This is a genomic window from Lysobacter enzymogenes (genome assembly GCF_017168095.1).
GTDB classification, from domain to species: Bacteria; Pseudomonadota; Gammaproteobacteria; order Xanthomonadales; family Xanthomonadaceae; genus Lysobacter; species Lysobacter enzymogenes_D.
On the sequence record NZ_LXSD01000398.1, the window covers coordinates 2181 to 11447 of the forward strand.

Sequence of the window (9267 nt, forward strand, 5' to 3'; positions counted from 1 at the left end):
ACACCGATGTGGCGATCCCGGACAACGCGACGGTCGAAAGCCCGATCACCGTGTCCGGCCGCACCGGCAACGGCTCGGCGACCACGCCGATCCAGGTGACGATCTACCACACCTACAAGAGCGATCTGAAGGTGGACCTGGTCGCGCCGGACGGCACCGTCTACAACCTGCACAACCGCACCGGCGGCAGCGCCGACAACATCATCCAGACCTTCACCAAGGACCTGTCGAGCGAAGCGCTCAACGGCACCTGGAAGCTGCGGGTGAACGACAACGCCACCGCCGACACCGGCCGCATCGACAAGTGGAGCATCACGTTCTGATGTCCACGGGTTGAACCGCACCACGCCGCGGCCTTCGGGCCGCGGTTTTTTTCGGGGGTGCGATCGTTCCGTTTCTCCCTGTAGGAGCGGCGCAAGCCGCGACCGCGACACCGCGCCTGCGTCGAAACCTCCCATCTCGCGCGAGGGTTGCCGTTGCCGCGGGCATAGGCCAGTTGCGTCGTCGTTGCGGATTCGCAGTCGCGGCTCGCGCCGCTCCTACGGGAATGCTCCGCAGCACCGCGGCGAAGTGTGCGCGAATGCGCACAGCGCCGTTCTGCTGACCTGCTTCACGAAAGCCCCGCATCCGCGCGCCGCACGGCGCTTGCCAGCGCACGCGGCGCATCCAAGCATGACTCCGGCACGCCTCCGCGTCGCTGCCCACACCGCACCGGTCCATGGAGAGTCTCCCAATGCGCTTCCAATCTGTCGCGCTGCCGCTGTTGCTGGCCCTGTCCGCCAGCGCCGCGGCCGCCGATGACCAGCCCGTGTTCGTCACCGCCCAGTACCAAAACCCCAAGCAGCTGCAGCGCATCGCCTCGCGCTTCCAGCACCTGATCGTCGACCGCCAGGCCAGGACGGTGAAGGTCGAGGCCATGCCCGAGGATCTGGCCGCGCTGCGCGCCGCCGGCTTCAAGTACGAGATCGACCAGGAATCCACCGCGCAGATGCAGCGCCTGCAAAGCGCGCTGAAGTCCTCGCTCGACGGCGCCAAGAGCATTCCCGGCTACGCCTGCTTCCGCACGGTCGAAGAGACCTACCAGACCATGGACCAGCTGGCCGCGAGCAAGCCGAACCTGGCCAGCGTTCGCACCATCGGCCCGAGCTGGCAGAAGACCCAGAACGCCGCCACCGGCTACGACATGAAGGTGTTCAAGATCACCAACTCGGCCACCGACGCGGCGCTGCCGAACAAGCCGACGCTGGTCCTGTTCGGTTCGATCCACGCGCGCGAGTACGCGCCGGCCGAATTGGTCACCCGTTTCGCCGAAGGCCTGGTCAACGGCTACGGCACCGACGCCGAGGCCACCTGGCTGCTCGACAACTTCGCCTTCCAGCTGGTGCTCAACGCCAATCCCGACGGACGCAAGAAGGCCGAGGCCGGCTCGTCCTGGCGCAAGAACGTCAACAACAGCAACGGCGGCAGCTGCAGCGCGAGCAGCTACGGCACCGACCTCAACCGCAATTTCCCGTATCACTGGAACAGCGTGTCCGGCGGCTCCAGCGGCAACCAGTGCGCCGAGACCTATCGCGGCCCGACCGCGTCGTCGGATCCGGAAACCCAGAACCTGATGCGCCTGGTCGCCGGCACCCGCGGCAGCAACGGCGTCTACACCGGCGGCATCTTCCCCGACCGCCGCCCCGACGACGTCAATACGCCGACGCCGGCCGATTACCAGGGCGTGTTCATCGACATCCACAGCAACGCCGCGCAGGTGCTGTGGTCGTGGGGCGACACCAGCAACCCGGCGCCGAACCGCGATGCGTTGCAGACCCTGGGCCGGCGCATGGCCTATTTCACCGGCTACCGCCCGCAGCAGTCCGACGAGCTCTACGCCACCGACGGCACCACCGACGACACCATGTACGGTCTGCTCGGCGTGCCCAGCTACACCATCGAGCTCGGCGGCAGCTTCTTCGAAAGCTGCAGCAGCTTCACCGGCACGACCCTGCCGAGCAACCTGCGCACGCTGCGCTACCTGGCGCGCACGCTGTGGGCGCCGCTGCAGCTGCCGAGCGGGCCGGACACGACCTCGGTGAGTCTGTCGGCGTCGTCGGTGCCGGCCGGAACGCCGGTGACGGTCACCGCCAACGTCAACGACGGCCAGTTCAACCAGAGCAACGGCAGCGAGGCGGTGCAGAACATCGCCTCGGCGCGCGCCTACATCGACACGCCGCCGTGGGCGAGCGGGGCGGTGGCGATCGCGCTGAGCGCCAGCGACGGCAGCTTCAACAGCAGCAACGAGAACGTGACCGGTTCGATCTCCACCAGCGGCCTGGCCGCGGGCGTGCACACCGTCTACGTGCAGGGCACCGACGCCTCGGGCAAGCCGGGCACGCCGAACGCGGCGCGCTTCACCGTGACCGGCGGCGGGCCCGGCAACAACCCGCCGACCGCGAACTTCACCAGCACCGCCAGCGGGCTCAGCGTCAGCTTCACCGACACCTCCAGCGACAGCGACGGGACCATCGCCTCGCGCAGCTGGAACTTCGGCGACGGCACCACCTCGACCGCGACCAACCCGAGCAAGACCTACAGCGCGGCCGGCACCTATACCGTCACCTTGACCGTCACCGACAACGGCGGCGCCAGCAACACCAAGACCGGTTCGGTGACGGTGAGCAGCGGCGGCGCGCAGACCTACAGCAACGACACCGATGTGGCGATCCCGGACAACGCGACGGTCGAAAGCCCGATCACCGTGTCCGGCCGCAGCGGCAACGGCTCGGCCAGCACGCCGGTGCAGGTGACGATCTACCACACCTACAAGAGCGATCTGAAGGTCGACCTGGTCGCGCCGGACGGCACCGTCTACAACATCCACAACCGCACCGGCGGCAGCGCCGACAACGTCATCGGCACCTTCACCAAGGACCTGTCGAGCGAGCCGCTCAACGGCACCTGGAAGCTGCGCGTCAACGACAATGCCAGCAGCGACACCGGGCGCATCGATGCCTGGAGCATCACCTTCTGAGCGAACGATGCAGCGCCGGTGCGCGCAGGTGGCGCACCGGCTTCGCGAAGCCCCGGCCCGACAGCCGGGGCTTCGCTTGTTTGCGCGAGAGCTTTTGTGGGCGCGCTTATGCGGTACAGCGGTGGCGACACAGCTTTTGTAGAGGGACTTCAGTCCCGACGCTTTCCGCTCAGCCAGCTGCGTCGCCACGGAACGAACAGCGTCGGGACTGAAGTCCCTCCCACAAGGCCGCCTTTGCTCGAGGTCTTTTGTGGTGGTTCTCATGCCGCATGGATTTTGTGGGAGGGACTTCAGTCCCGACGCTTTCGGCTCACCCAACCGCGTCGTCCCGGAGCGAAGAGCATCGGGACTGAGCCCCGCCCACAGCCGCGCGAACGCTCGCATCGAATGCAGCCGGGGCATTCGCAGTGCAGACTGTTTCCATAGTCGAAACCCTGAAAATCAAGGGATTTCAGCGGAGATCGTCGTTGCCTTTCGGCTGCGTAAGCGTTTACTGCGCGGTTGCATGATCCCAGTCACGAACGCGAATGTGCGTTCGCTTCGCTTGTCGCTTGTCCGCCGCGCACCCCGCGCTTAGCGTCGAATCCCGGGCGCATCGGATCGTTCTCCCCCGTACGGCTCGACCGCGCTTTCACGCGCAGCAAGTCCCGCGGCGCGCCCCGCGCGCCGCTTCCGTCCACTGCGCGCGCGCGCCGATGCCGGAGCATCCGCCGCGCGCGCCCGATCCAGGAGCGCTTTCCGTGAATCCGCAATCCGCTTCCCCGCACGCCCGGTTCCGTTCGCACCCGCTCGCCGCCGCCACGCTCGCGCTGGCGCTCGCCGCCGCGCTCGCGCCGGCGTATGCGCAGCAGCAAGCACCGGCGCACACGCACGAGCTCGCCGCCGGCGAAGACCCGTTCAAGCCGGTCTACATCGTCACCTCGCGCGAAACCTTCGACGCCGGCGCGAAAACGCTGGCCAAGAACTCCACCGGCCTGAGCAACGCCGTCGGCAAGCCGCTGGTGATCGCCGAGCTCAAGACCCATCAGCTGCCCGACCTGATCCGCCACGTCCACGAAAACGAGAAGCGCTGCGGCGGCTACTTCGCCTTCGACAGCCGCCAGGAAGCCGAGGCCTTCGTCAAGGCCGACCGCAGCCGCGAAGCCATCGACACCAAATTCGCGACCTACACCGTCGACAACCAGGCCACGGTCAATCCGTGGCTGAGCCAGGTCAGCGAAGCCAATATCCGCGGCACCATCAGCCACCTGTCGACGCAGTATCCGAACCGCTACTACTCCTCCAGCCACGGCCGCACCTCGGCAACCTGGATCAAGGACACCTGGTTGGCCCTGGGCAACGGCCGCAGCGACGTCAGCGCCGAGCTGTTCACCGGCTGCAGCACGTGTTCGACGCAGCCGTCGGCGATCCTCACCATCCAGGGCAGCGAGCTGCCCAACGAAGTGGTGGTGCTCGGCGCGCATCTGGACTCGATCTCCAGCAGCGGCAGCGGCGATGCGATGAACGCGCCGGGCGCCGACGACGACGCCTCGGGCATCGCCACGCTCACCGAAGTGCTGCGCGTGGCCCTGGCCAGCGGCTACAAGCCCAAGCGCACGATCAAGTTCATGGGCTACGCCGCCGAGGAAGTGGGCCTGCGCGGCTCCAAGGCCATCGCCGCCGACTTCCAGAACCGCGGCGTCAACGTGGTCGGCGTGCTGCAGCTGGACATGACCAACTACCGCAACGGCGGCGCCAACCCGGTGCGTCTGGTCACCGATTACTCGAACTCGTCGCTGCAGCAGTTTCTGCGCGATCTGCACGCGACCTACCTGGGCGGCACGCTCGGCAGCTACACCTGCGGTTACGGCTGCTCCGACCATGCCTCGTGGACCTCGGCCGGTTTCCCGGCGGCGATCTACTTCGAGAGCGGCACCTCCAGCGGCGGCTACTCGCCGTACATCCACTCGCCCTCGGACACGCTGGCCAACATGGGCAACTCGGCGAGCAACAGCGTGCCGTTCGCCAAGCTCGGCCTGGCCTTCCTCGGCGAGCTGGGCAAGACCGCCGGCAGCGGCCCCGGGCCGGGCCCGGGCACCCAGACCTACAGCAACGACACCGACTACGCGATCAACGACAACGCCACGGTCGACAGCCCGATCGCGGTCTCCGGCCGCACCGGCAACGCGCCGGCCAACGCCCAGGTTTCGGTCAACATCGTCCACACCTACCGCGGCGACCTGAAGGTCGACCTGGTCGCGCCGGACGGCTCGCTGTACAACATCAGCAACCGTGCGGGCGGCAGCGCCGACAACATCGTCGGCACCTTCACCTTCGACCTCTCCAGCGAGCCGATCAACGGCACCTGGAAGCTGCGGGTCAACGACAACGCGAGCAACGACACCGGCCGCATCGACAAGTGGAGCATCACCTTCTGATGCCTGGGTAAGCCATTGCGCCTTGGCGAAAACGTTCGCGCCCCGGCTTCGGCCGGGGTTTCTTTTTGCGCGCGGCCGCAGCCTGGGCCGGGACGCGTCTGATTCGGCGCGATGCATGATCCAGGTCACGCGCTCGCCTGTGCCGCCACGGCGCGCGCGCAGCGGGCCGCGGCGCGCGCCGCTTAGCTTGGAGCGCAAGGCCCGCCCGCGCGGCGGCGCCGATATCCGCCGCGGCGTCGTGGCCGCGCGGGTCCGCCCAGCGCCGCAGCGCGCCGTTCCTGGAGATCGCCGTGTCCCGTCTTGCCCGTGTCCTCTCGTCCTGCCTGTGCTTGTCCGCAGGCGCGTTCGCCGCCGCTCCCGCCTCGGCCGCCGGCGATCCGTCGAAGCCGGTATTCGTCGTTACCTCGCGCACCACCCAGCAGGCGGCCTTCGCCGGCGGCGCCGTGCGCGCCGGTTCGTTGGCGGCGCCCAATGGCGAAGCGCTGGCGATTTCCGAACTGCCGGCCCATCGGCTCGGCGAACTGATCCGGCACGTGCATGGCAAGGAGAAACGTTGCGGCGGCTTTTTCGCCTTCGACAGCCGCGAGCAGGCCGAGGCGTTCGTGCGCGACGACATGAGCTCGCTGGCGGCGACCGCGCAGGTCGCCGCGTACAGCGTGGACAACCAGGCCACGGTGACGCCGTGGCTGGGGCAGGTCAAGGAAGCCAACATCCGCGCCACGATCGGCAGCCTGTCGGGCAACTGGATCACGCGCCACGCCCAGACCGCGCAAGGGCGCGCCGCGTCGGACTGGATCCGCGATGCCTGGAGAGGCTTGGCCGCGAACCGCGCCGACGTGTCGATCGAGCAGGTCGCCTGCAGCGGCTGCGGCCAGCAGCCGTCGGTGGTGCTGACCTGGCGCGGCAACGAGTCGCCCGGCGAGGTGGTGGTGCTCGGCGCGCACATGGATTCCATCGTCGGCGGCAGCGCCGGCGCCAGCGCGGCAGCGCCGGGCGCCGACGACGACGCTTCGGGCGTGGCGACGCTCACCGAAGTGCTGCGGGTGGCCTTGGCCAGCGGCTACAAGCCGCGCCGCACGGTCAAGTTCATGGCGTATGCCGGCGAAGAGATCGGCTTGCTCGGTTCCAAGGCCATCGCCGGCGACCATCGCAACCGCGGCGAGAACGTGGTCGGCGTGCTGCAGCTGGACATGACCAACTACCGCGCCTCCGGCGCGCCCGACCTGCGCCTGATCAGCGACAACTCCAACGCCGGTTTGCAGCAACTGATGCGCGAGTTGTATTCGACCTATCTCGGCGGGCGCACGCTGGCCGAATACCGGTGCGGTTACGGCTGTTCCGACCACGCCTCGTGGACGGCGGCCGGCTATCCGGCGGCGATGCTGTTCGAAGGCGGCAGCGCGACCGGCGGCTACTCGCCGCACATCCATTCGCGCAACGACACCTTGGCCAACATGGGCAATTCGGCGGCCAACAGCGTGCCGTTCGCGAAGCTCGGGCTGGCGTTCCTCGGCGAACTCGGCAAGACCTCGGCGCGATAAGGGCGGGGCGGCGCTCCGATCGACGGGGCGCCGTACAGGTCGGAGCGAAAGACATCGGGCCTGAAGGCCCTCCCACAACAGCCGGCGGCTGCGGGAGGAACTTCAGGCCCGATGCTTTCCGGCTTTTGTGGGAGGGCCTTCAGGCCCGATGCTTTCCTCTCCGCCGCTGCGCCGCATCAACGCGTGCAGCTTTCCTCGTGCGCCATCGCCCCCTTCCTGGCGATGCGCCAGTTGGTGACGTTGCCCAGCGCATCGGTCTCGAAGGTCAGCTGGGTGTCCTTGCCTTCGGGCGCGGGCACTTCCAGGAACGCGGCGCCTTCGAAGGTCGGGTTGGGCACCTGCTTGATCTTGCCGGCATAGGCCTTGTTGATCTCGTCGATGCTCATGCCGACGCGGCCGCCGCCCGGGGCCTGCGCCTTCGGGTCGTAGACGTCGATGCCGGCGAGGCCGCCCTGGTCCATCAGGAAGCCGTACTGGTGGGTGATCGCGCCGCGCACCGGATAGAGCAGGAAGCACTTGGCGTCGGGGCGCTGGCCGTTGTTGTCCTTCATTTCCCCGCCCCAGGCGCCGCGCACGCTGGCGGCGTCGGCGCCGAAGCGCGCGGTGACCGGGCCGCCGGCTTCGGCGCCGCCGCTGAAGCCGTCGTAGCCGATGGCGTCGCTGCGCACCGGGCGTTCCGGCGGTTCCAGCGGATTGGTCGAGGCGGCGCCGGCGGCGGGGGCCTTGCCGGTCTCGGCGGGCGCGGCGGCGCTGTGCGCGGCGGGGTCGGCGGGCTTCTGGCAACCGGCCAGGACCAACAACGCCAGGGCGGAAGCCGTCAGAGCCGGAACGGGTCGACGCATCTTGGATCACCGTTGCAATGGGACGAAGCGCCGATCCTAATCGATCGGGCGGCGCGGCAAAGGCGTTTTGCGCACCGGCGGTGGATCGAAAACCGGACCGCGTTAGCGAACCCGGTCACGCTGCGAGCGCGGCGGGGCGCACGTCGCGCGGGCGGCGAGGGGTGGCCGGGCGCATTGGCGGTGCCGATTCGCGCTGCGTGGCGCTGCGGCGGCCGTTGCCGAGGCGCGCGCTGGCGAACGCGCGGCTTGCGGGAATGCGCCGCTGGAAGCGCGGCTGTCGGAGGCGTGGCCGTGGCGATGCGGCCCGCAGAAACGACGAAGCCCGATCCGCGCACGGACCGGGCCTCATCGATGCCGCATCGCGGCGCAGGCGCCGCCGGCCGCGCTCAGATCGCTTCGAAGCGGTTGGCCTCGACGTTCTTGCGCACCTTGGCCGGATCCCAGATCCGCCCGTTCATGGCGATGTACACGCCCGCCGGCAGCGACTGCACCGCGCCGACCGCGGTGCCGATGTTGAACTCGGCGTCCGAGCCGCGAAAGCGCGCCGGGTTCAGCGCGCCGGTCAGGACGATGGTCTTGTCGGCGATCGTCGCCAGCACCTTGGCGGTCTCGACCATGCTGTCGGTGCCGTGGGTGACCAGCACGTGGCGCGCGTCCTGGGCGGCGATGGTCGCGCGGATCAGCTCGCGGTCTTCGCCGGTGATGTGCAGCGAGTCCTTGCGGATGATCGGGATGACGCTGTAGCGGAAGCCCACGCCGAGCTCTTCGAGGATATGGCCGATCTGCGGTTCGCCGATCTGGTAGTCCGACTTGTCGTCGAAGTAGATCTTGTCGATCGTGCCGCCGGTGGTGACGATGCAGAGCTTGTCCATCTCGGGTGGTGTGTGGCTTCGGGCAGGAGGGGCGTCGATTATAGAACCCCGCGGCCGGCGAGTTCCTTGTGGGAGGGACTTCATGTAGGAGGGCCTTCAGGCCCGATGCTCTTGTTCCAGTGATCGGCGATCTGAACCAAAAGCCTCGGGCCTGAAGGCCCTCCCACAAGGGCCGGCCTCAGCCCCGCTTGCGCCCGAGCCGCGCCTTCATCCCGGCCAGGTTGGCCGAAAAGATCACCGCCAGCGCCAGGGCCAGCTCGATCCAGGCGTACAGCCGCTCGCCCGGCGACGACCAGGCCAGCATGACCCCGTGGCAGAACCAGAACAGCGCCAGCACCCCGGCCCAGTAAGCCGCCAGCCGGCTGCGCACGGCCACGCCGGCGGCCAGCAGCGCCGGCGGCAGCACGAACACGGTCAGCCCGGCGAGCCAGTGCTTGCCCGGCAGCAGGTACCACAGCGCGAACAGCGCGGACAGGGCGACCAGGCTGGCCAGCAGCACCCAGTGCGCGCGCGGCCGCGGCGCGGGGGCGGGCGAGCTTGCCGGCGCAACTTCGCGCGGCCCGCCTTCCTGCGGCCCGC

The 9267-nt window shown here is 68.8% G+C and carries 8 protein-coding genes; 4 read left to right on the plus strand and 4 right to left on the minus strand.

All coding sequences use genetic code 11. From position 1 onward, the window contains the following. The 4 genes from A7A76_RS16555 to A7A76_RS25925 all read left to right on the plus strand — a co-directional run. Positions 1-323 (plus strand): proprotein convertase P-domain-containing protein (locus tag A7A76_RS16555; RefSeq protein WP_206412228.1); only part of this gene is annotated, 323 nt, incomplete at its 5' end. 410 nt (positions 324-733) lie between these two features. Beyond that, positions 734-3016 carry a M14 family zinc carboxypeptidase gene (locus A7A76_RS16560; RefSeq protein ID WP_206412229.1) on the plus strand — a complete coding sequence of 761 codons (2283 nt, stop codon included), beginning with the start codon at positions 734-736 and terminating at the stop codon, positions 3014-3016. A 740-nt stretch (positions 3017-3756) separates the two neighbouring features. After that, positions 3757-5433: a M20/M25/M40 family metallo-hydrolase gene (locus tag A7A76_RS16565; RefSeq protein WP_206412230.1), complete on the plus strand. Its 1677-nt coding sequence runs from the start codon at positions 3757-3759 to the stop codon at positions 5431-5433. A 290-nt stretch (positions 5434-5723) separates the two neighbouring features. Continuing rightward, positions 5724-6974 (plus strand): M20/M25/M40 family metallo-hydrolase, encoded by a 1251-nt coding sequence (locus tag A7A76_RS25925; RefSeq protein ID WP_206412231.1) that lies wholly within the window; start codon positions 5724-5726, stop codon positions 6972-6974. Positions 6975-7150: 176 nt separating this feature from the next. Here the strand turns inward: A7A76_RS25925 and A7A76_RS16575 are convergent, their stop codons facing one another. The 4 genes from A7A76_RS16575 to A7A76_RS16585 form a co-directional block, all read right to left on the minus strand. Continuing rightward, positions 7151-7816, minus strand: a complete 666-nt coding sequence (locus A7A76_RS16575) for a hypothetical protein (RefSeq protein WP_206412232.1) — start codon at positions 7814-7816, stop codon at positions 7151-7153. A 386-nt stretch (positions 7817-8202) separates the two neighbouring features. Continuing rightward, positions 8203-8688: an asparaginase domain-containing protein gene (locus A7A76_RS16580; RefSeq protein ID WP_206412233.1), complete on the minus strand. Its 486-nt coding sequence runs from the start codon at positions 8686-8688 to the stop codon at positions 8203-8205. Positions 8689-8768: 80 nt separating this feature from the next. Further along, entirely contained in the window at positions 8769-8855 is an 87-nt protein-coding gene (locus A7A76_RS26765) for a DUF6053 domain-containing protein (protein ID WP_428995180.1), read from the minus strand. An 11-nt stretch (positions 8856-8866) separates the two neighbouring features. After that, positions 8867-9267 (minus strand): DUF2069 domain-containing protein (locus A7A76_RS16585; protein WP_428995179.1); only part of this gene is annotated, 401 nt, incomplete at its 5' end.

Coding starts and splice junctions, on each gene's coding strand:
- A7A76_RS16560 (WP_206412229.1), top strand. CDS start 734: ATGCGCTTCCAATCTGTCGCGCTGCCGCTGTTGCTGGCCCTGTCCGCC.
- A7A76_RS16575 (WP_206412232.1), bottom strand. CDS start 7,816: ATGCGTCGACCCGTTCCGGCTCTGACGGCTTCCGCCCTGGCGTTGTTG.
- A7A76_RS16580 (WP_206412233.1), bottom strand. CDS start 8,688: ATGGACAAGCTCTGCATCGTCACCACCGGCGGCACGATCGACAAGATC.